The organism is Alteribacillus sp. JSM 102045 (assembly GCF_041949975.1).
In the GTDB taxonomy this organism is placed as follows: domain Bacteria; phylum Bacillota; class Bacilli; order Bacillales; family Marinococcaceae; genus Alteribacillus.
In genome coordinates this window covers 53647-73879 of record NZ_JBHFQG010000020.1, presented here as the reverse complement: position 1 = coordinate 73879, position 20233 = coordinate 53647, and the positions used below count along the sequence as shown (strand labels likewise).

23 protein-coding genes are annotated in these 20233 nt (G+C 37.9%); 2 read left to right on the top strand and 21 right to left on the bottom strand.

Annotation, left to right across the window (positions count from 1 at the left end):
- Positions 1–184 precede the first annotated feature (184 nt).
- Both ACE1TI_RS13995 and ACE1TI_RS13990 read right to left on the bottom strand, forming a co-directional pair.
- Entirely contained in the window at positions 185–1075 is an 891-nt protein-coding gene (locus ACE1TI_RS13995; protein ID WP_375008203.1) for a deoxyribonuclease IV, read from the bottom strand.
- A 12-nt stretch (positions 1076–1087) separates the two neighbouring features.
- Positions 1088–2389 carry a DEAD/DEAH box helicase gene (locus ACE1TI_RS13990; RefSeq protein WP_375008194.1) on the bottom strand — a complete coding sequence of 434 codons (1302 nt, stop codon included), beginning with the start codon at positions 2387–2389 and terminating at the stop codon, positions 1088–1090.
- 230 nt (positions 2390–2619) lie between these two features.
- On the opposite strand from ACE1TI_RS13990, the gene vrrA reads away from it, so the two are divergent.
- Both vrrA and ACE1TI_RS13980 read left to right on the top strand, forming a co-directional pair.
- Positions 2620–3066: a VrrA/YqfQ family protein gene (gene vrrA, locus ACE1TI_RS13985; RefSeq protein ID WP_375008193.1), complete on the top strand. Its 447-nt coding sequence runs from the start codon at positions 2620–2622 to the stop codon at positions 3064–3066.
- A gap of 141 nt (positions 3067–3207) precedes the next feature.
- Complete coding sequence (locus ACE1TI_RS13980) at positions 3208–4152, top strand: 4-hydroxy-3-methylbut-2-enyl diphosphate reductase (RefSeq protein ID WP_375008192.1); 945 nt, start codon at positions 3208–3210, stop codon at positions 4150–4152.
- 90 nt (positions 4153–4242) lie between these two features.
- On the opposite strand, the gene ACE1TI_RS13975 is transcribed toward ACE1TI_RS13980, so the two are convergent.
- The 19 genes from ACE1TI_RS13975 to ACE1TI_RS13885 form a co-directional block, all read right to left on the bottom strand.
- The gene (locus ACE1TI_RS13975) at positions 4243–5361 is read right to left on the bottom strand and encodes a Nif3-like dinuclear metal center hexameric protein (RefSeq protein WP_375008191.1); all 1119 of its coding nucleotides are present in this window, start codon (positions 5359–5361) and stop codon (positions 4243–4245) included.
- Positions 5348–6079: a tRNA (adenine(22)-N(1))-methyltransferase gene (locus ACE1TI_RS13970; protein WP_375008190.1), complete on the bottom strand. Its 732-nt coding sequence runs from the start codon at positions 6077–6079 to the stop codon at positions 5348–5350. Before ACE1TI_RS13970 ends, ACE1TI_RS13975 begins: the two co-directional genes overlap by 14 nt.
- A gap of 150 nt (positions 6080–6229) precedes the next feature.
- A complete protein-coding gene (locus tag ACE1TI_RS13965; RefSeq protein ID WP_375008189.1) occupies positions 6230–6589 on the bottom strand; it encodes a c-type cytochrome in 360 nt (119 codons plus the stop codon).
- A 148-nt stretch (positions 6590–6737) separates the two neighbouring features.
- Positions 6738–6956 (bottom strand): hypothetical protein, encoded by a 219-nt coding sequence (locus ACE1TI_RS13960; protein ID WP_375008188.1) that lies wholly within the window; start codon positions 6954–6956, stop codon positions 6738–6740.
- A gap of 10 nt (positions 6957–6966) precedes the next feature.
- Positions 6967–7278, bottom strand: a complete 312-nt coding sequence (locus ACE1TI_RS13955; protein WP_375008187.1) for a hypothetical protein — start codon at positions 7276–7278, stop codon at positions 6967–6969.
- A gap of 91 nt (positions 7279–7369) precedes the next feature.
- Positions 7370–8488, bottom strand: coding sequence for an RNA polymerase sigma factor RpoD (gene rpoD / locus ACE1TI_RS13950; RefSeq protein ID WP_375008186.1), 1119 nt, complete (start codon positions 8486–8488; stop codon positions 7370–7372).
- A gap of 156 nt (positions 8489–8644) precedes the next feature.
- Positions 8645–10471, bottom strand: a complete 1827-nt coding sequence (dnaG, locus tag ACE1TI_RS13945; RefSeq protein WP_375008185.1) for a DNA primase — start codon at positions 10469–10471, stop codon at positions 8645–8647.
- 35 nt (positions 10472–10506) lie between these two features.
- Complete coding sequence (locus ACE1TI_RS13940) at positions 10507–10893, bottom strand: DUF188 domain-containing protein (protein WP_375008184.1); 387 nt, start codon at positions 10891–10893, stop codon at positions 10507–10509.
- 220 nt (positions 10894–11113) lie between these two features.
- Positions 11114–11923 carry a pyruvate, water dikinase regulatory protein gene (locus tag ACE1TI_RS13935; protein ID WP_375008202.1) on the bottom strand — a complete coding sequence of 270 codons (810 nt, stop codon included), beginning with the start codon at positions 11921–11923 and terminating at the stop codon, positions 11114–11116.
- Positions 11924–11959: 36 nt separating this feature from the next.
- Positions 11960–12598 (bottom strand): transcriptional regulator CcpN, encoded by a 639-nt coding sequence (ccpN, locus tag ACE1TI_RS13930; protein ID WP_375008201.1) that lies wholly within the window; start codon positions 12596–12598, stop codon positions 11960–11962.
- Positions 12599–12750: 152 nt separating this feature from the next.
- The gene (gene glyS / locus ACE1TI_RS13925) at positions 12751–14835 is read right to left on the bottom strand and encodes a glycine--tRNA ligase subunit beta (protein WP_375008183.1); all 2085 of its coding nucleotides are present in this window, start codon (positions 14833–14835) and stop codon (positions 12751–12753) included.
- Positions 14825–15718, bottom strand: coding sequence for a glycine--tRNA ligase subunit alpha (gene glyQ, locus ACE1TI_RS13920; protein ID WP_375008182.1), 894 nt, complete (start codon positions 15716–15718; stop codon positions 14825–14827). The genes glyS and glyQ overlap by 11 nt, the downstream gene beginning before the upstream one ends.
- Before the next feature lie 309 nt (positions 15719–16027).
- Positions 16028–16774: a DNA repair protein RecO gene (gene recO, locus ACE1TI_RS13915; protein WP_375008181.1), complete on the bottom strand. Its 747-nt coding sequence runs from the start codon at positions 16772–16774 to the stop codon at positions 16028–16030.
- Positions 16775–16804: 30 nt separating this feature from the next.
- Positions 16805–16951 carry a YqzL family protein gene (locus ACE1TI_RS13910; RefSeq protein WP_375008180.1) on the bottom strand — a complete coding sequence of 49 codons (147 nt, stop codon included), beginning with the start codon at positions 16949–16951 and terminating at the stop codon, positions 16805–16807.
- Between the two features lie 103 nt (positions 16952–17054).
- The gene (gene era, locus ACE1TI_RS13905; RefSeq protein ID WP_375008179.1) at positions 17055–17957 is read right to left on the bottom strand and encodes a GTPase Era; all 903 of its coding nucleotides are present in this window, start codon (positions 17955–17957) and stop codon (positions 17055–17057) included.
- The gene (locus ACE1TI_RS13900; protein ID WP_375008178.1) at positions 17950–18354 is read right to left on the bottom strand and encodes a cytidine deaminase; all 405 of its coding nucleotides are present in this window, start codon (positions 18352–18354) and stop codon (positions 17950–17952) included. The genes era and ACE1TI_RS13900 overlap by 8 nt, the downstream gene beginning before the upstream one ends.
- Positions 18355–18372: 18 nt before the next feature.
- Entirely contained in the window at positions 18373–18768 is a 396-nt protein-coding gene (locus ACE1TI_RS13895; protein WP_375008200.1) for a diacylglycerol kinase family protein, read from the bottom strand.
- Positions 18752–19213: an rRNA maturation RNase YbeY gene (ybeY, locus tag ACE1TI_RS13890; protein WP_375008177.1), complete on the bottom strand. Its 462-nt coding sequence runs from the start codon at positions 19211–19213 to the stop codon at positions 18752–18754. The genes ACE1TI_RS13895 and ybeY overlap by 17 nt, the downstream gene beginning before the upstream one ends.
- Positions 19214–19228: 15 nt before the next feature.
- Positions 19229–20233 carry a PhoH family protein gene (locus ACE1TI_RS13885; RefSeq protein ID WP_375008176.1) on the bottom strand — a complete coding sequence of 335 codons (1005 nt, stop codon included), beginning with the start codon at positions 20231–20233 and terminating at the stop codon, positions 19229–19231.

The following is a 20233-nucleotide window of genomic DNA, read 5'->3' as shown; positions in this document are numbered from 1 at the left end:
GGGGCGGAAGTTTGCCTCCAGTTTCCTTCAGATTCCAGGTCACCCTGGACACCCTTACCTTTGGCTAACGGCTACAACGACCTTCGCCGCTCGGGACTTGAACCCTATAGTTTATGCACATGCCGGGAACACACTAAAACCAGCAGCTTTTCTATGAAAAACTGCTGGTTTTAGGAATAAGGAATTATGAAATAAGCTCTTCTTTAAGATTTTCATTAAACGTACTTTCCTTGAACATGCTGATTTCATGTCTATACGGAGGTTTTTTATTCTTTTTATCCGTTCCCACATAAGGCGTTTCTAGTATTTTAGGTATATTTTCAAAAGAAGGATGATGAACAACGTAATTGAGAGCATCAAAACCTATATAACCAAACCCTATATTTTCATGGCGGTCCTTTGCAGCTCCTTTTTCATTTTTACTGTCATTGATATGCAAAACCTTTAATCGATCTATTCCTATTATTTTATCAAAGGTATTTAAAACTCCGTCAAAATCTCTTGCAATATCATATCCGGCATCATGGGTGTGACACGTATCAAAACATACAGAAAGCTTATCATTATGAGTAACTCCATCTATTATCTCTGCAATTTCTTCAAACGTCCTTCCGCACTCCGAGCCTTTTCCAGCCATTGTTTCTAGAGCTATTTGTACATTTTTCTCTGGATCAATGACTTCATTTAGTCCCTCTATAATCTTCTTTAGTCCAGCCTCTTTTCCCGCTCCAACATGAGCGCCTGGATGCAGCACTATTTGAGTGGCACCAATGGCTTCTGTCCGGTCAATTTCAGAACGCAGGAAATCAATTCCTAATTGATATGTTTCTGGTTTCGTAGTATTACCAATATTGATAATGTATGGTGCGTGGACAACAACTTCTTGAATCCCGTTTTCTTTCATATGCTTTTTGCCAGCTTCAATATTCAGCTCATCGATTGGTTTTCTGCGTGTGTTTTGCGGAGCACCAGTATAAATCATCATCGCAGTTGCTTCGTAAAAAGCAGCTTCCTCACTCGATCCCAGCAGCATTTTCTTTCCATTCATAGATACGTGTGAACCTAATAACATAATACATCTCCCCCATTATTTTTTTCTTTTATTTAACTTATTCTGCCGTTTCTGCTGCTGCTCTGCTTTCCAGCGAGCTTTCTTTTTATACCCAGGTTTTATTTTTTTAGGCTTTGGATTGAAAATTGCCGGACCTTTATTGCTTTCCTTATTAAAGTTTTCTTTTTTTAATAATGGATTATCAACAGGGACCAAATCATTTTTTTTGAAATCAACAAATTGCCCCTTTATACCTTTGTCTTCAAGTTTTTTTACAGCTGGATATTCTTCTTTTTCAATGAATGTATAGGCTTCTCCTGTTTCACCCGCTCGAGCAGTACGTCCAACTCTGTGCACATAATATTCCAGCTCTTTTGGCAATGAATGATTGATGACATGCGTTACGCCTTTAATGTCCATACCTCTGGCTGCTAAATCTGTAGCTACTAGATATTGAATGTCGAGATTATTTACTTTACGCATGACTTGCTTTCTTTGGCGTGGCGGCAATCCGCCATGGAGAATATCAGCATTTAATCCTGATTCCAACATGGCTTCTAAAACAAGATCAGCATCCTCTTTCGTTGTCGAAAAAACAATAGCAAAATAAGGACGCAGGTTTTTAGCTAAACGAACTGTCAATTCAGTACGCTCTCTATGTTTCAGAGGGATGAACTGGTGTTTGATTTTTGACGGAGCTGTTTCCTCGGGTTTCACTTGAACATGACGAGGGTTTTTCATATATTTTCTCAAAAACGGCTGCAATTGTTCTGGTATTGTTGCAGAAAAAACCATCATTTGCAGATTCTCCGGCATAAGAGATGCTACCGGATCAATTTCTTCAATAAAACCCATGTCGAGCATTTGATCTGCTTCATCCACAACAAACATCTCTGTTCGATGGACATCAATCACCTGGCTGGTGGTCATATCTTTTAATCGGCCAGGCGTAGCCACCACAATATGAGGCTGGTATTGGAGTTTTTCCATCGTACGCTGACGATCCGTACCGCCTGTCAGCCGCTTTGCGGTAATGTTTGCATCGGGAGCATATTTCAGTAATTTTTGCAGCTCATTGTAAATCTGACCAGCAAGTTCTCTAGTAGGAGCTGTAATTACTGCCTGGATATGTTCATGTTCTGGTCTTATTCTAGTTACTATGGGAAGCAAAAAGGCAAGTGTTTTGCCTGAACCTGTCTGTGATTGTCCAATGACATCACGGCCGTTAATGATTGCTGGCAGCAGCCGTTCTTGTATTTCCATTGGTTTTTCAATGTTTTGTTCTTGGAGTGATTTTATTAAAAATGGAGGCAAGTCAAATCGCTGAAATGCACTCATTTTTACACCGCCTTCCATCTCAAAAATGATGTCTTAAAAAAACAGCTTATTGTTTAATCTGCACATCTAGTCAGATGCTATCATATTTTATCATAAACCTGCTCAAAACACAGCTATCAGGTTACTTTGCTTAACGCAGTGTTATGAAAAAACTACGCAAAAACACAATCATAATCAATTGAACCACCAAATTTATTTTTCAATACGAAATTAATGTTTTAAAGGAAAGGATGAGTAAATTGTTTCCACCCCACCCTCCTTATATGGGAATGCCTTCAGTGCCGCCACAGTCTATTCCAGCACAAGCGATGAGCAGGTTCCTACCTGCTGGTATCAATCCTGGCATGGCTGCTCCATCTATTTTTCCGTCCACTGCAGCTCAGTCTGGAGGTCTTACAACCTTATTGCCGTCTATCCAGAAGATGATTGGTGTCGCTCAAACAGTTACTCCTATGATTCGTCAGTATTATCCGTTAGTTAAACAGCTGCCTGCTCTTTGGAGTATGCTTTCGTCTTCCCCCCCGTCTTCTGATGCTTCTAACAGCACCACATCAGAAGAGCAGTCAACCGATTCCTTTAACGACTCTGCAGATTCAAATAATCTGCAAATAGATGATGCTAACGATACAGATAATGCATATTTTTCTGAAACTCCTCCACCGAAACTGTATATTTAGGTTAGGGAATAAAATATAATTCTGACAGTGCCTTCTTTTACAATTACTATTACAAATAGTATAATGATCCTAGCATTTCAAACCAAACCCTTATAGAAATGCCGCAATTGATAAATGGAATCAGTTTCAGAGGAGGCTGTTATGGAAGTTATTAAGATTTCCCCAAGGGGCTATTGTTACGGAGTAGTAGATGCAATGGTACTGGCAAAACAGGCAGCAAGCAATCTAGATTTGCCCCGCCCTATTTATATTTTGGGAATGATTGTTCATAATAAACATGTGACAGATGCATTTGAAGATGAAGGTATTATTTCTTTGGACGGGCCTAATCGCTTGGAAATATTAAAGGAAGTGGAGAAAGGTACTGTTATATTTACAGCACACGGAGTTTCTCCTGAAGTTAAAAAGCTTGCAAAAGAAAAAGGATTAACTACTGTCGATGCTACCTGTCCTGACGTTACTCGCACGCATGATCTGATCCGCGAAAAAAAAGAAGACGGTTATCACGTTATCTATATTGGCAAAAAAGGACATCCGGAGCCTGAAGGTGCTATAGGAGTTGCTCCAGATATCGTCCATCTTGTTGAATCTATTGATGACGTGAAAGAGCTTAATATTGATACGGAAAAGATTATTATAACTAATCAAACAACGATGAGTCAGTGGGATGTTTCCGACATTATGAGTGAAGCTTTAAAGCGGTATCCTAATGCTGAAATTCATAATGAAATTTGCATGGCGACTCAGGTTAGACAGGAAGCTGTAGCAGAACAAGCCAAAGATGCTGACTTAATGCTTGTTGTTGGAGATCCAAAAAGTAACAACTCTAACCGGCTTGCACAAGTATCGGAAAACATTGCGGGAACCCCGGCTTATCGCATTGCAGATATCAGTGAATTAAATTTGGAGTGGCTGCAGGGAATTGATAAAATTGCAGTTACTGCTGGTGCATCAACACCGACTCCAATAACAAAAGAAGTTATTCAGTTTTTACAGCAATACGACGAAAACGACCCTTCAACATGGAAAATAGAGAAAAAGGTTGAAAGCGGGAAAATTCTTCCTAAAGTGAAAACAAAAAAATAGGTGTTTATTAATTAAAGTGGAGCCTTTCCAATGCAAGGAAAGGCTCTTTTTTGTGGTAAGGCAGCTAGTTGCCTTATCCTTTTTAAGTGTCTATAAAAAAGTAAATGGATCCGTCGATACGTTAGAAGCAATAAAAGTCGTGTTATATTTTTTAGAATCTAATAATTTTTCCATTTTTTCCTTTACGCCCTGTTTCATGATTTTCTCGACATTGTGGCCTGGATCTATCAAGTTTAAACCTTCCATTTGAGCATCATGAGCTACATGGTAGTAAAGATCACCAGTAAGGTAAACGTCTGCACCTTGACGTTTAGCATAAGACCAATACTTGTTTCCGTCCCCCCCTAGAAGAGCTACCTTTTCTATAGTATCAGAAAGAGATCCAACTGCTCGGACAGAGTTTACATTAAAAGCTGTTTTCACTTGTTCTGCAAAAGTTTCAAAAGAAACAGGTTTTTCTAGCTTACCTACCCGTCCTAGACCAAGAACCTCCCCTTCTAAATCAAGTGGATAAATATCGTAGGCCGGTTCCTCATACGGATGAGCTTTTTCTAAAGCCTGAATTACATTTTTTAAAATATTCTCAGGAACAACCGTTTCGATTCTTTTCTCTGAGGCAAATTCCATTTCCCCTCTTTTTCCTAAGTATGGATTCGTATCTTCACCAGGAATAAAAGTACCTGTTCCTTCTGCCGAAAATGTACAATGGCTGTATCCTCCTATAAAGCCTGCTCCTGCATCACCTAAGGCCTGTCTGACATCTTCCACATGGCTTTCCGGAGTAAAAGCTACAAGCTTTTTCAAAGCAACTTCTTGAGTCGGAACGAGTACTTTTGTATCTTGAAGTTTTAGTGCTTCAGCCATCATATCATTTACGCCGCCCTTTGCTATATCTAAATTTGTGTGAGCTGCGTAAACAGTTATGTTATGCTTGATGCATTTTTCAATGATAGGACCTTGACCTTTTGATGTATCGATTGTTTTTAACGGTTTAAAAATTAATGGATGGTGCGCGATAATCATGTCTACTTGTTTTTCAACTGCTTCATCCACAACTTCTTCTAAAACATCCAAAGCAATCATTACTTTGTGCACCGGCTTATTTAAGGTTCCAATCATTAAACCGACTTTATCGCCTTCCACTGCTAAAGATTTTGGTGACCACTCTTCAAAAAGCTGAATAATAGTTTGTCCATTAGCTGGTTTCATTTTTTAAAACCTCCTCTAATAGATATAATTTTTTTCTTAATTCTTTCTTTTTAGTAAGAATGGACTTCTGTTCTGAAGCTTTTTCTATTTGTTGTAAAATGCACTCCCAGCTCTCTTTTTCCCTGTTCCACTTTTTAATAAAAGCAGGAGTCTGCTTTTTTATTAAATAAGGACCAAACAATTTTCCCGCTTCAATGTCAACGTTTAAATCCTGATAAGGTAAATATGGATTACCTGGTTCTGCTACAAGAATTTCATATATACGTTCATCTTCTTCTAGAATGTGTTCATCGATTAATTTCCACTCATTGGTTATCAGCCATTTACGTATTTCTACAGCTCCTACGTTAGGCTGCAAAATTAAACGTTTTATTGTTTTTAATCTATCCTTACCTTCTTGCAGAATTCTAGAAATAAGTGATCCGCCCATTCCTGCTATAACTGCCGTCTGAATATTATCCTCTTCATATATCACAGATAACCCCGGACCTATTCGAGTAGATATATTTCTTTCCAAACCTTCTCTTTTAATTTTTTCCATAGCAGTGTTAAGCGGTGCTTCATTTATATCTGAAGCTAAAGCCCATTCTACTTTCCCATGTTTAACTAAATGAACAGGCAGATAACCATGGTCCGTTCCAATATCTGCTATGCGTGATTGGTATGGAATTTCTTTCGCTATGATAGATAAACGCTTTGATAAATGTTCTGTGTTCATTAACTGCTATCCTCTCTCCTCTTACCGTTGTCCCTGAAAACCCGGCTTGCCGCTATTCCAATTAATCTGAACCCGCAGTTTTAATTATTTATTAAATATTAAAAGTGCAAAAAAGAGGCAGCCCTAAAGTGCTCCCTCCTCTTTCTTTCCTTATTCTTCAGACAGCGACATTAAATACTCTGCAATCGCTTCTGATTCTTCCGCATTAGCAATACCGCCAGGCATCTCTCCAATACCATTTTGTGCAATTTCAGCTATTTCTTCAGCGGAATAATTCTCACCTGCATTGTTAATAGCAGGGTAATCGCCCTGACCTTCGAGATTATCTCCGTGACAGGAAATACAATTTTCATTAACTAATTCTTCTCCGTATTCTACCGGATCTTGTTCTTCTCCCTCTCCATTCTCATCACCTGCCTGCTGGTTCACCCCGACAAGGGATAAACCAAGCATTAATAATAAACCAGCAACCGCGGTTAAAAAGAATGGAATCAGCGGTTTATTTTTCACGCTCTTTCCCCCTTTTTCCTATGTAAATCTAATAATGGCGATATGAATCCGCATTCCTTTTATATTTTACTGTATTATAAGTAATTAGAAAAGGTAAAAAGCGGACTTTTGTAGTTTTTGTCACTTCCTGTTCACTTATGCTTGAAATTTATAGGGATAAATAATAGATAACAGCCAAAACAATACCAGCTGCTCCTGACCATTTTAAATAAGAGAGCTTCCAGTACAAACCTGCCGATAACCAGACAAAACAATTTATAAAAATAGTAACAGTTAACAAAAAATTATTTTCTTCCATATACATAACTGCAGATGTAGTCATTAAGAAAACAATTAAAGCCCCTATTGATACAATAATATGATACAAGATAGCATCCTTATTTTTTATGTAATTCGCTAAAAAACACACCATTAAAAGCAAAAAAAAGATTTGTTAGCGTTTGCACTTGCAGCGAGAAAGAAGTAAAATAAATAACAATAAATGTTAATCCTAAAGCTCCTAGACCTAAAAGCAATATTACTAATAATAAAAAATTTTGTTTGTAAGACTGCCCTGCAGGCTCTTCTTCTAATTCTTCACCTTCTGAATAAAGCATTAAAAGAAAATTACAATATTCTGGCGGCAGCAAATTATTGGTTTTCCAATATTTAATTTCTTTAATAATAATATCTTTTCTTTCTTTAGTCATTCTATTTCTCCCCTGCTGCAGTCAAAAGGTGGTAAAAGTGTAAAAAGGATTGCCCCCATAATTTATTCTGGAGACAATCCGCACTTCCTGTTTAATCAAGAAAATCTTTTAATCGTTTACTCCGGCTTGGATGACGTAATTTACGTAAAGCTTTTGCTTCAATTTGACGAATACGTTCTCTTGTCACCCCGAACACTTTTCCCACTTCCTCAAGCGTCCGGGTTCTTCCGTCATCCAGTCCAAAGCGAAGACGCAGAACATTTTCTTCTCTATCTGTAAGTGTATCCAACACGTCTTCAAGCTGTTCTTTTAATAATTCATAAGCTGCTGCATCAGAAGGAGCTAACGCTTCCTGGTCTTCAATAAAGTCACCGAGATGGGAATCATCTTCTTCCCCTATTGGTGTCTCCAATGAAACTGGTTCTTGAGCTATTTTAAGGATTTCTCTAACTTTATCAGGCGTTAAATCCATTTCTTTAGATACTTCTTCTGGTGTTGGTTCACGACCTAAGTCTTGAAGCAGCTGGCGCTGCACTCGAATTAATTTATTAATTGTTTCAACCATATGAACAGGAATACGAATGGTACGAGCCTGGTCGGCAATAGCTCTTGTTATTGCTTGGCGGATCCACCACGTAGCATAGGTACTGAACTTATACCCTTTATTATAATCAAATTTTTCAACTGCTTTTATAAGGCCCATGTTTCCTTCTTGAATTAAGTCCAAAAACAGCATTCCTCTTCCCACGTATCTTTTTGCAATAGATACAACCAGCCGCAGGTTTGCCTCAGCTAAGCGGCGCTTTGCTTCTTCATCTCCTTCTTCAATCTGCTTCGCGTAAGTGATTTCTTCTTCAGCAGATAAGAGAGGAACTCTTCCGATTTCTTTTAAATACATTCGGACTGGGTCGTTAATTTTAATTCCAGGCGGCACACTTAAATCATTAAGATCAAGCTCTTCTTCTTCTTTTTCCACCTGCTCCATACTTGGTACTTCTTCTCCTTCATTTAGTAAATCGATTCCCTGTTCTCCCAAGTATTCAAAAAACTCGTCCATCTGTTCTGAATCTTGATCATATGGAGCAAGTTTTTCTGTTATTTCCGCGTAGGATAAAACCCCCCGTTTTTTTCCGGTCTCGAGTAATTGTTCTTTGACTTGATCGATAGACATTTCACCTTCAGCCAATGGGCGTATCGGTTTCTCAGCCATTCGATCCCCTCCTTCCATTCTTCACGGCACATCACTTTGAAATAAATCTATCCTAAATAAAGTGGAGAAACTTTTCATTCTTCAAAGGAAAAGGGTACGTTTTCTTTTCGCACCCAATACATTAGAGTGAATCAATTATAAACTTTCTTAACGAGTTTATTTTTTTAAAGCTTTTTTCATGTCAACTAATTCAGTGGCTAATTTTACAGCCAGCTGTATATCTTGTTTTTTTTCTGCCTCTTTCATTTTTTGTTCTTTTTCTTCTATTTCTACCCATTTTGGGTAATTCTTAATCTGACTAATGTAATCAACCAATTCATTTTCTGACAAGTGTTCATTTATGTCAAGCATTGCGATCTCAGAAGCCTTCTTAATTAATTCGGTATCTTTTAATTGATTAATAAAATCTCCTGGGTCTGGGTCATATCCCTCACCATAATAAGCATAAAGATAAGCAGCGATTGCAATATGGTGTTCAATATTAAAATCCCCGCCTATTCTTTCCTGTACTTCCATACATATTTCTTTGTTACGCATCATATGAGCAAGCAGGATTCTTTCCGCATTTTGAAAGGCTGGTAAGAGCTGCTGACTTTTATAAGTTTCTAAGCCCCACCGATTCGTTCGATTACCAAACGCTGAATCTTTTCTATTATTATTAAAAAAGCGTTTAGATTCTTTATAAATTCGGTACTGTTCCTGTTTTAAAGCATCAAGCGACAATGAAAATTCGTCAGCCAGCTGTCTTAAATAAAAATCCCGTTCTACTGCTTTTGAAAGGTACGTGACTTCTTTTAATACTTCTTCTATATATTGTAGTTTTTCTCCTTCATCCTGGAGGTTTTTATTTCTTTTTAACAGCTGCATTTTAAAATTCATTAAAGGAACGGCTGCATCAATTACCTCAGATTTAAAGCGTGCTGGTCCAGAATTTTTAATGTAGTCATCAGGGTCGGTCTTATCAGGCATCAGAGCAACTTGTACAACTAATCCCTGCTGTTCGAGAATTTCTGCTGATCTCTTTGCAGCTTCTTGTCCCGCATTATCGCCATCAAAGCAGATAATAATACGTTCTGTATTTCTACGTAAAATTTTTGCCTGCCTTTCTGTCAAAGAAGTTCCTAAGACAGCAATAGCATTGTTAATACCAGCTTTATTAGCTGCAATAACATCAGCATATCCTTCAAATAATACTGCTGTATTCAATTTGCGAATTTCCGGTCTTGCCAAATGCATACCGTATAATGTTTCATTTTTTCGGAAAATAGCGGATTCGGGGCTGTTTAAGTACTTTGGTTCACCTTTCCCAAGCACCCTGCCTCCAAAACCTACAGTTTGTCCTTGTACATCTTGAATAGGAAACATTATTCTATTTCTAAACCTGTCTTTTAATTCCCAGTTAGATTCTTGACGGATAAGGAGACCTGCATCCTCCATCTCCTGGAGATTAAAATTTCTTTTTTCTAGCAGTCCCTTTAACACATTTGGCTGATTCGGGGAATAGCCTAATTGAAAACGTTCCATCACCTCAGCAGAAAATCCGCGTTGAAGCAAATAATCAAATGCATCTTTACCTTGCTCCGTATTCATGAGAAGGTGATGATAAAATCTAGCTGCAAGTTCATGCCCCTCTTTTTTTTTAGCCTGTGCTGAAGATCTTGCTTGTTCCGATTTAGAATAACCGGATTCTGGTATAGGTATTCCTGTTTTAGAGGCCAGCTTTCCAATAGCTTCGACAAAACCAATTTTCTCGATCTCCATAACAAATGTAATCACATTCCCGCCTGCTCCACATCCAAAACAATGATAAAGCTGACGGTCTGGCGAGACAGAAAAGGAAGGGGTTTTTTCTCCATGAAAAGGGCACAATCCCATATAATGCTTGCTTTGCTTTTTTAATTGAATGTATTCACTAATGATTTCTACGATATCAAGGGATTTACGAACTTCAGCAACGGTTTCATCTGGTATATACTGTGCCAAGTGCTGATCACCCTCGCTTTTAAGTAATGACAATGTTAATGGTCATTTTCAATTAATTCTTTTAAAGAATTAGTAAACCTGTTTTTATCTTCCTTTTTAAATGGCGGAATGCTTTTAGGTTGGGCTTTTCCTCTTTTCATTTGAATCCCTTCATAGCGATTAATCAGAAGGAAGTCAATATCTTCCTCTTTATATAGGTGTCCCCTTGGAGAAAGAACCTTTGCTCCTTTCTGCAGCACGACGGCAGCTAATCCATTATCCTGAGTAACTACGATATCGTTAGACTTTATATGATTTAAAATATAAAGATCTACCGCTTCCGGATCTGCATCTAGCGTGATACTTTTGGAAAAATAGTTTTTATGAGTAATATGTGCAAAAGTAAAAACAAAAAATGAATGAATCTGAAAAGTTTTAGCCAAAGCATCAATTTCTTCTTTGACCGGACAAGCATCTGCATCCGTGTAAATAGCTATAACCGATCGTCCCTTCTTAATTCGACAACAAAAAACAAATTCCTTCTGTTTTCGATGATTTCTATTTTCTAATAATCTATATTATTTTTACACACAACATTTCATTATAAACTATTTTTAGAAAAATAACCAGAGAAAGCTGCTCTTTGATCGAGCAGCTTTCTCACTAACGTTTTTGAAACATATTCGATATTAAATTGGCTGTTTCTTCTACTGCTTTATTCGAAACATCAATAACGGTACAGCCGATCTTTTCCATTATTTTTTCTGAGTATTCCAGTTCTTCTTTAATCCTGTCTAGTTTTGCATAATTCGCTTCTGCTTTTAAACCAAGAGCTCTTAATCGTTCAGTCCGGATATCATTTAATTTTTCCGGACTAATTCGAAGACCTATACATTTCTTTGGTGATATTTTAAATAATTCTTCCGGCGGTTCTACTTCAGGGACGAGGGGGACATTTGCCACTTTCAGCCGTTTATGTGCTAAATATTGAGATAGAGGAGTTTTTGATGTTCTTGAAACACCTACCAGTACAATATCAGCTCTTATTATACCACGAGGGTCTCTTCCATCATCGTATTTTACTGCAAATTCAATCGCTTCTACTTTTCTAAAGTAATCTTCGTCGAGTCGATACACTAAACCTGGTTCATACTTTGGTTCCCTGCCTGTAACATTAACCATTTTATTCAGCATCGGCCCTATAATGTCCACTGTTTCTACTCCTGCTGCTTTGGCTTTTTCCAAAAGATATTTATTTTTTTCAGGTATTACGAGAGTGAATGCAATTAAGGCTTTCACCTCTTTTGCCAAGTCTATTACTTCATCAATTGTATTTTCATCTTCTACATAAGGAATTCGGCGAATTTCCATTCCTTGCTCACCAAATTGACTAGCAGCGGCTTTCACTACTAATTCCGCAGTTTCTCCAACCGAATCTGATACAACATATACGATTGGACGTTGGCTGTTCATGTTCGCCATCCCCTTCCTCCTCCAGGTCATTTACTTTTATAGCAGCTGATCATGTGATAGATCTACAAGTACTTTTGTCATGTTTGTTTTTGTTACCCTGCCTATCACTTCAAGATTGCTTTCCCCGGCTTCCTTTACCACGGGAAGAGCATCTATTTGTTTTTCAATTAATTTATTCGCAACTTCTATAACAAGATCATCTTTTTCACATACAGTTATATTTGGCATGCGAGTCATAATAATACTTACAGGCATTGTCTCTAAGTCTTGTTTTCCGATACTTGCCCGCAGTAAATCTTTTCTGGATAAAACACCAACAAGAAAAGCATGTTCATTAACAACGAATAATGTTCCAACGTCTTCTAAAAACATGGAACAAATAGCATCATATACAGAACTGGATTCATTTACTACAACCGGTATGGATTGATAATCCTGAACGGTCAGTTTTTTTACTTTTTCTGTTAAAAGCTGAGAACCGGTTTTACCTGTATAAAAATATCCAACTCTCGGCCTGGCATCTAAAAATCCTGCCATTGTCAAAATAGCCAGATCTGGTCTAAGAGTGGCTCTTGTTAAAGATAATTTCTCTGCAATTTGCTCTCCGGTGATCGGGCCGCTATCTTTTACAATACCTAAGATTTCTTCTTGTCTCCCTGTAAGTTCGATTGTCATCACCGCCTTAAGACTCTCTCCTGACATTTTCTTGCCGTACCTAATGTCCTCTCTATATAAATGTGCTGTCTTTTAAGAAGTCAGAAGAGCCTTTTCATTTTCTTTTCCTCATTATATCGTACTGTCCAATGCATGACTATCGGTATCACTTATCAGGATGAAAATACGATATGCTGAAAGTTAGCGAAGCGATGAATCTCAGAAGACAATTTATGCATTTGTGTAAGGCGATTTTCTTTTAATTCGTTGTCTTCACTCATCACCATCACATGATCAAAATAATCGTGAATGGTTGTTTTTATGTCAACCAGTAACTGAAACGCTTTTTCCACATTTGCACCTGCAAGCTGGATTGGCAGTTCCTCTCTCAGTTTTTGATATGCTTCGTATAGTTCTTTTTCTTGAGCTTCGTCTAATAAATTTGTATTAACGTCGTCATGTATTTTATCTGCTTTTCGAGCAATATTCGTTACCCTGCTTAAAGCTTCTACAGTATCTTTGAACTCTTCATCGTGAAGCTTCGTCTGCAGAAAATCTGCTTTTTTAACAAGGACTGCTACCTGGCCGCCTGTTTCTTCTAACACAGCATCAGCAACATCGTAGCGGATGGAGCGTTCCGCCAGAATATTTTTCAATCGCAAACCGAAAAACGACAAAATATCCTGGCGGACTTCTTTACCAGGTCGCTTAAGCACTCCTGATTTTTCAAGAACTTTTATTGTTTCATTAATTAACTCTTCTAACCGTACAGAAAAATTGTGTTCTAATAATATTTGGGCAGCACCTGCTGCTTGTCTTCTTAATCCGTAAGGATCTTGAGAACCAGTAGGTATCATTCCAATTCCAAAGCAAGCTGTTATAGTATCCAGCTTTTCTGCCAGTCCAAGAACAGCACCGGCACTTGAAGCAGGCACTTGATCCCCTGCATGTCTTGGCTGGTAATGTTCCTTAATAGCTGCCGCTACTTCCGGTTTTTCACCTGCCATTAAGGCGTATTTCTCACCCATAATTCCTTGAAGTTCTGAGAATTCATCCACCATCAAGGTCACTAGATCAAATTTTGCTAGAGCAGCAGCGCGTTCGATAATATTGAGATTTTCATTTTCTAATCTAAGCATTTCGCCAAAAGACGGAGCAATCTGCTGAAGCCGGCGAATTTTATCTCCAATTGTTCCTAACTCTTCTTGAAAAACAATATGATCTAATTTAGCAGCCGCTTCCTCCGGGTGTAATTTCTGATCTTCCTGATAAAAGAAATTCGCATCTGACAAGCGGGCTCTTAACACCTTTTCGTTTCCCTTTTGAACATTGTTTAAATATTCATTGCTGCCATTTCTAACAGCTATAAAATAAGGAAGTAAATTTCCTGATTTATCTTCCACCGGAAAATAGCGTTGATGTTCACGCATAGAAGTAATTAATACTTCATCAGGTATATCAAGAAATTCTTTATCAAATGAACCGTACAAAGCTGTTGGATACTCTACAAGGTTATTTACTTCTTCTAATAAACCTTCTTCGACAGGAATGAACCAGTCTTGTTCTTTCGCTATAGATTCTATTTGGCCTCGAATCGCTTTTTTTCTTTCTTCAGGACGCACAACCACGAATTGTTTGAACAATTCTTCTTCATAGTCCTTCGTATCAAAAAGATCAACTTCATTCCCTAAAAATCTGTGCCCGAAGGTTTTTCGTCCGCTTTTAACATCAGTAATTTCAAATGGGATGATATCTTCTCCAAATAAAGCAACAATCGAATGTATAGGACGAACATACTTTAATGAATAAGAACCCCAGCGCATGTTCTTAGGAAAATTTAAGCTGGTAATAATAGTTTTTACATCTAAAAGCAGTTCCGAAGTCTTTTTCCCCTGTACTTCTTTTTTGGTAAAAACATATTCTGTTCCTTTTAATTCTTTAAAATAAAGAGACTCCATTTCTACTTTCTGACCTTTTGCAAAACCAATAGCAGCCTTTGTCCATTCTCCGCTGTCATCTAATGCTATTTTTTTAGAAGGCCCTTTCGCTTCCTCTGTAATATCGTCTTGTTTATCCGCCAATTCATTTATACGTACAGCTAGACGCCGAGGCGTTGAAAAGGCTTCAATAGATTGGTATGAAAGACGGTTTTCTTCCATCCACACTTTCAGCTTAGTCTTTAACTGTTCCATAGCATCTGTAACAAAACGTGCAGGCATTTCTTCAAGCCCGATTTCTAGTAAAAAATTATTGCTCATAAGTTTCACCCTCCTTCTTATTAAGCATTGGAAAACCAAGGCGTTCTCTTTCCTCGTAATAAGCAGCAGCACACTTTCTAGCCAGTTTTCTAACTCGTCCAATATATCCGGTTCTTTCCGTCACAGATATAGCTCCACCGGCATCAAGCAAATTAAATACATGAGAGCATTTAAGAACATAGTCGTAAGCAGGAAAAACAAGATTTTCAGCAATTGCTCTTTCTGCTTCTTTTTCGTAAGTGTTGAACTCCTCAAAAAGCATGGTATGGTCTGCTACTTCAAAGGTATATTTAGAATGTTCGTACTCAGGCTGTTCAAACACATCCCCATAAGTAAAATCATCTACCCAAATAAGATCAAAAACGTTTTCTTTATCTTGAATATAGGAAGCAAGCCGTTCTATACCGTATGTAATTTCTACTGCTACCGGGTCAGCATCCACCCCGCCAACTTGCTGGAAATAGGTAAATTGAGTTATTTCCATGCCGTCAAGCCACACTTCCCAGCCAAGTCCCCAGGCACTTAAAGTAGGAGCTTCCCAATTATCTTCTACAAAACGAATATCATGTTCCATTGGATTAATACCAAGTTCTTTTAAACTTTCCAAATACAACTCCTGAATGTTAGAAGGGGAAGGTTTCATAATTACTTGAAATTGATGGTGCTGATAAAGCCGGTTGGGGTTTTCACCATACCTGCCATCAGCAGGACGCCTTGAAGGTTCTACATAAGCAACATTCCATGGTTCTGGTCCGATACTTCTTAAAAATGTCATCGGATTCATGGTTCCTGCTCCTTTTTCTACATCATAAGCTTGCATAATTAAACAGTTTTGTCTTGACCAAAAGTTCTGTAACGTCAAAATCATGTCTTGAACGTTCATCATACTCCTCCTTATTTATAAAAAGCTAAAGGTGTAAAAACAGTGTAAGAAAAAAATCCCGCCCCTATACCAGTAAGTTTGGTATAGGGACGGGATGCCCGCGGTTCCACCCTATTTGCTTAGTAAAAACTGCTAAGCCGCTTTCTGATCATATCTGCTCCAGAACGCCTTCATTACCTTGTTTAACACAGCTTCCACCATCCTGTGCTCGCTTCATAAACATTGGGCAACTACTACTTTCCTTCCACGCACACTATTTGAATGTATAAGCATCATACTTAATTCATACCTTACTGTCAAGCTTTCCACTTATAAGTCCCATTTTTCCATCTGTTCTAAAAACCGTTTAGATTTTAATGTTACTCCGGAATATTCATTATAGTAAGTGTCTAACACTTGTTTTATTTCGTCTTTTGTTTTCTTTTTTAATGATATTTCCCCCAGCCGCTGTATATCCATGTAAAAAAAAGTTCTTAACAGCTGCACTGTTTTTGGCTGAATATCCAGTCTGTACTCATCTATTGTTTTACAGACTTCACATAAAAACCCTGCTTCTTTAACAGAAAAACTAAATGTACCCTCGGTTCTTTTACACCAAACACATCTGTCAAGCTCAGGTTTTATACCAGCTTGAGCAGTCATTTTTGTTTCAAAGATTCTAGTAAGAACCTCCGGGTCGTTATCGTCATTCATTTTTTGCAGCAGCTGCAAAAATAATTCAAATAAATAAGGATTTCTTTCTTTTTCCTCAGTTAATTTATCGAGCATCTCAGCCATATAAGAAGCATATGACGTTTTTACAATATCGTTTCGTATGAGACGAAAAGAGTCTATACTATCTCCCTGGTTAAGTGTACTCATTCCTGATGCTTTGTAATACAAATACATTCCATAGACAAATGGCTGAGCTGCAGCTGACAATCTGTTTTTTGGTTTCTTAGCTCCACGTGCCATAACAGAAATTTTTCCAGCTTCACGTGTATATAATCTTAATATTAAATTTGTTTCTCCGTAAGCAATAGTGCGAAGAACGATTCCTTCCGCTTTTTCGAGCATGGCTTCCATTCCTTAACAGGGACCGTACATCTATTCCATTTCATCCTCCAGAGAAGTGTAGACTTCTTCTTCAGATTCAGTATACTGATCCTGTTGTAATTCTTTTGTTAAAAGATAAGCGTTAATATTTCCTGTCATGAAAAAATATTTCCAGGAAAACTCTCGGTCTTCAAACATTGTAAGCCACCCTTTCTTCCAGCATAATTGCTGTCACTTCTTAGAATGGCTAAATTTTTAAAAAGAATGACCTGTAATTTTTCCCTGCAGAAATGTACAACGATTAATATTCATCCTCTTTATATCCATGTTCATTAAGCTGATATTGGCTATTTCTCCAGTCTTTTTGGACTTTAACCCATAAATCGAGAAATACTTTTGACCCTAACAGAGTTTCAATATCCTGTCTAGCACGCTGCCCAATTTCCTTTAACATCCGCCCTTGTTTCCCAATAATTATTCCCTTCTGCGACGAACGTTCAACAATTATAACGGCTGAAATATAAACAGCTCCGCCTTCTCTTTCTTTAATTTGTTCAACTGTTACCGCGATAGAGTGAGGTATTTCATCTGTGGTTAAATGCAGTACTTTTTCTCGAATAAGTTCACTAACGACAAAACGTTCTGGATGATCTGTTATCTGGTCTTCAGGATAATACTGAGGGCCTTCTTCCAAATATTGGGTAATCTGTTTAAGAAGAGTTTCAACGTTATTACCGTGCAGCGCTGATATAGGTATAATTTCTGCGAAATCAGCCAGCTGACGATATTGCTCAATTTTTTCAAGCAGTTTATCAGGATGAATTTGGTCCACTTTATTTATAACTAAAAACACTGGAGTGGAGGTGCCTTTTAATTTGTTTATAATAAATTCTTCACCGGGTCCATATTTTTCTGCAGCGTCTACAAGAAATAAAATAATATCGACTTCTTGCAAGGCTTGTACTGCCGTTTGAACCATAAAGTCTCCTAATTTGTGTTTGGGCTTATGAATACCTGGCGTATCTATAAACACAATTTGAGAATCAGATGTTGTGTACACCCCTTGTATTTTGTTCCTGGTCGTTTGAGGCTTATCGCTCATAATCGCTATTTTTTCACCAATAACATGATTCAACAAAGTTGATTTTCCTGCATTTGGCCTGCCTATTAATGCGGCAAAACCTGATTTAAACTCTTTATTCATCTTGAAAATCCTCCGCTAAAAAGGCTCCAGGTAATAGTTCTGCTGCAGTTGTAACCTTAGTGTCGCCTTTTAAATTTCCTAAAATGACTTTGCCATCTGGCGGTAAAAATTCAATTATCACTTGTCTGCATGCACCGCAGGGAGATACAGGGCCGTCTGTATCTGCAACAACGGCTATGGCTTTTAAATCTAGATGGCCCTCACTTACCGCTTTAAAAACAGCAGTGCGTTCAGCACAGTTTGTCAAACCATAAGAGGCATTTTCAATATTGCACCCGCTAAAAACTTTATTATTTCCATTAACCGCCGCTGCTCCAACAGGGAAGTTAGAATAAGGAACATAAGCCTGATTTCTAGCCTCAATGGCTTCCTTAAGCAAGTCTTTTTCCGTAACCATTATTCGTATCTCCTTCTATTATTCATTCGTAAAAATGGACAAAACAGGCTCGTAAAAAATTAAAATGCCGATGATTACCGCAGCAATGCTGAATACAAAAACAGCTGCCGCAGAAATGTCTTTTGCCAGCTTTGCTAATGGATGATATTCGTCTGTCACCAAATCCACGGTTCTTTCGATGGCAGTATTCATAATTTCTAAAGAAAACACTCCGCCTATAACGAGTATTAAAATCATCCAATGAGTCAGGGGGATTTGCAACACAAAAGCAATAACTGCCACAAGAACTGCAGCAGCGGTGTGCAATTGCATATTTTGCTCACGACATAATACATGAACTATTCCACGAGAAGCATACTTAAAAGAACGAAAAAAGCGTCTCCATCCTTTTTTTCCTTTATCTTTTAAGACCATAATCACTCAATATAGATTCTTGACGGCTGAACATTTCTTTCTCTGCTTCTGCGGTATCATGAGTATAGCCCAGCAGATGCAGCAATCCATGTACTGCCAAAAATCCGAGTTCCCTTTCTAAACTGTGTCCATAATTTTCAGCTTGTTCTTTTGCTTTTTCAATACTTATCACAATGTCGCCAAGTAAATTCGGCACTTCGGTGTTATCAGCTATTTCTTCGTCCTCATTTAAAGCAAATGAAATAACATCTGTAGGTCTATCGACACCCCGGTATTGTTGGTTAATTGAATGAATCTGTTCATTATCTACAATTGTAACAGAAAGTTCGGAGCCTTCCTGTACTTGTTCTTTTTCACAAGCGCTTTGTAGAATATCTCGCAGCCAGGATATTTCTTTTTTTGACATTGATTCCGTTTCATCAATAAGGTCTATAACAATCTCCATTGCTATCCTCCTAATTCATGCTTCCGTTCTTTTACTCTGGTTAGACTGTCTGGAGAATCGTGAGGGTTCCGCCTCTTCATATGCATCTAGTATTTGCTGAACGAGTGTATGTCTAACCACATCTGTTGGCTGAAGATACACAAAGCCGATGTTTTGAATGGATTTTAATATTTGCACAGCTGCTTTTAAACCTGACTGCTGGCCCTTTGGTAAGTCAATTTGAGTAAGGTCTCCGTTTACTACCATTTTTGATCCAAAGCCAAGACGGGTTAAAAACATTTTAATTTGTTCCTTTGTTGTATTTTGAGCTTCATCTAAAATGACAAAAGCATCTTCTAACGTACGGCCGCGCATATAAGCCAAAGGCGCAACCTCAATTGTGCCTCTCTCCATCAACCTTGCTGTATGCTCCACTCCAAAAATATCATGAAGGGCATCATATAAAGGTCTTAAATAAGGATCTACTTTTTCCTTCAAATCACCTGGTAAAAATCCAAGGCTTTCGCCAGCCTCGACTGCAGGACGAGTCAGAACAATGCGTTTTACTTTACCATCTTTTAATGCGTTTACAGCCATTATCACTGCCAAATATGTTTTCCCGGTACCGGCTGGTCCGATTCCAAAAATGAGATCCTTCTTTCGAATTGTATCAATATATTCTTTTTGTCCAAGTGTTTTTACTACAATTGGTTTACCTTTAGTGTTGACAGCAATCGTTTCTTGATATAAATCTTCCAGCTGATCAAGCTTTCCTTCTTGAGCTAACTGTATGGCATATATAATATCTCGCTCAGACAGCTTCATTCCATTCCTCAGCATTTTTATTAATACATGAAGAACTTCTTTTATAAGAAATGCACTAGTTTCCGAGCCAGTAACAATTAATGATTCTCCTCTAGTAATAATGGAGACATCGAGCTTCTCTTCCATACGCTGTAAGTGGACATCATTAGGACCGAACAGCATTTGTATCTCATTGGTATCTTTCACATCAAGTGAAATAACTTGCTTTTCTGTCAA

What these genes read in the sequence shown, in the direction of transcription:
- ACE1TI_RS13990 (WP_375008194.1), bottom strand. Translation starts at nt 2,389, where the DNA reads ATGAGTGCATTTCAGCGATTTGACTTGCCTCCATTTTTAATAAAATCA.
- vrrA (WP_375008193.1), top strand. Translation starts at nt 2,620, where the DNA reads ATGAGTAAATTGTTTCCACCCCACCCTCCTTATATGGGAATGCCTTCA.
- ACE1TI_RS13980 (WP_375008192.1), top strand. Translation starts at nt 3,208, where the DNA reads ATGGAAGTTATTAAGATTTCCCCAAGGGGCTATTGTTACGGAGTAGTA.
- ACE1TI_RS13975 (WP_375008191.1), bottom strand. Translation starts at nt 5,361, where the DNA reads ATGAAACCAGCTAATGGACAAACTATTATTCAGCTTTTTGAAGAGTGG.
- ACE1TI_RS13970 (WP_375008190.1), bottom strand. Translation starts at nt 6,079, where the DNA reads ATGAACACAGAACATTTATCAAAGCGTTTATCTATCATAGCGAAAGAA.
- ACE1TI_RS13955 (WP_375008187.1), bottom strand. Translation starts at nt 7,278, where the DNA reads ATGACTAAAGAAAGAAAAGATATTATTATTAAAGAAATTAAATATTGG.
- rpoD (WP_375008186.1), bottom strand. Translation starts at nt 8,488, where the DNA reads ATGGCTGAGAAACCGATACGCCCATTGGCTGAAGGTGAAATGTCTATC.
- ACE1TI_RS13935 (WP_375008202.1), bottom strand. Translation starts at nt 11,923, where the DNA reads ATGAACAGCCAACGTCCAATCGTATATGTTGTATCAGATTCGGTTGGA.
- ccpN (WP_375008201.1), bottom strand. Translation starts at nt 12,598, where the DNA reads ATGACAATCGAACTTACAGGGAGACAAGAAGAAATCTTAGGTATTGTA.
- glyS (WP_375008183.1), bottom strand. Translation starts at nt 14,835, where the DNA reads ATGAGCAATAATTTTTTACTAGAAATCGGGCTTGAAGAAATGCCTGCA.
- glyQ (WP_375008182.1), bottom strand. Translation starts at nt 15,718, where the DNA reads ATGAACGTTCAAGACATGATTTTGACGTTACAGAACTTTTGGTCAAGA.
- recO (WP_375008181.1), bottom strand. Translation starts at nt 16,774, where the DNA reads ATGCTCGAAAAAGCGGAAGGAATCGTTCTTCGCACTATTGCTTACGGA.
- ACE1TI_RS13910 (WP_375008180.1), bottom strand. Translation starts at nt 16,951, where the DNA reads ATGTTTGAAGACCGAGAGTTTTCCTGGAAATATTTTTTCATGACAGGA.
- era (WP_375008179.1), bottom strand. Translation starts at nt 17,957, where the DNA reads ATGAATAAAGAGTTTAAATCAGGTTTTGCCGCATTAATAGGCAGGCCA.
- ACE1TI_RS13900 (WP_375008178.1), bottom strand. Translation starts at nt 18,354, where the DNA reads ATGGTTACGGAAAAAGACTTGCTTAAGGAAGCCATTGAGGCTAGAAAT.
- ACE1TI_RS13895 (WP_375008200.1), bottom strand. Translation starts at nt 18,768, where the DNA reads ATGGTCTTAAAAGATAAAGGAAAAAAAGGATGGAGACGCTTTTTTCGT.
- ybeY (WP_375008177.1), bottom strand. Translation starts at nt 19,213, where the DNA reads ATGGAGATTGTTATAGACCTTATTGATGAAACGGAATCAATGTCAAAA.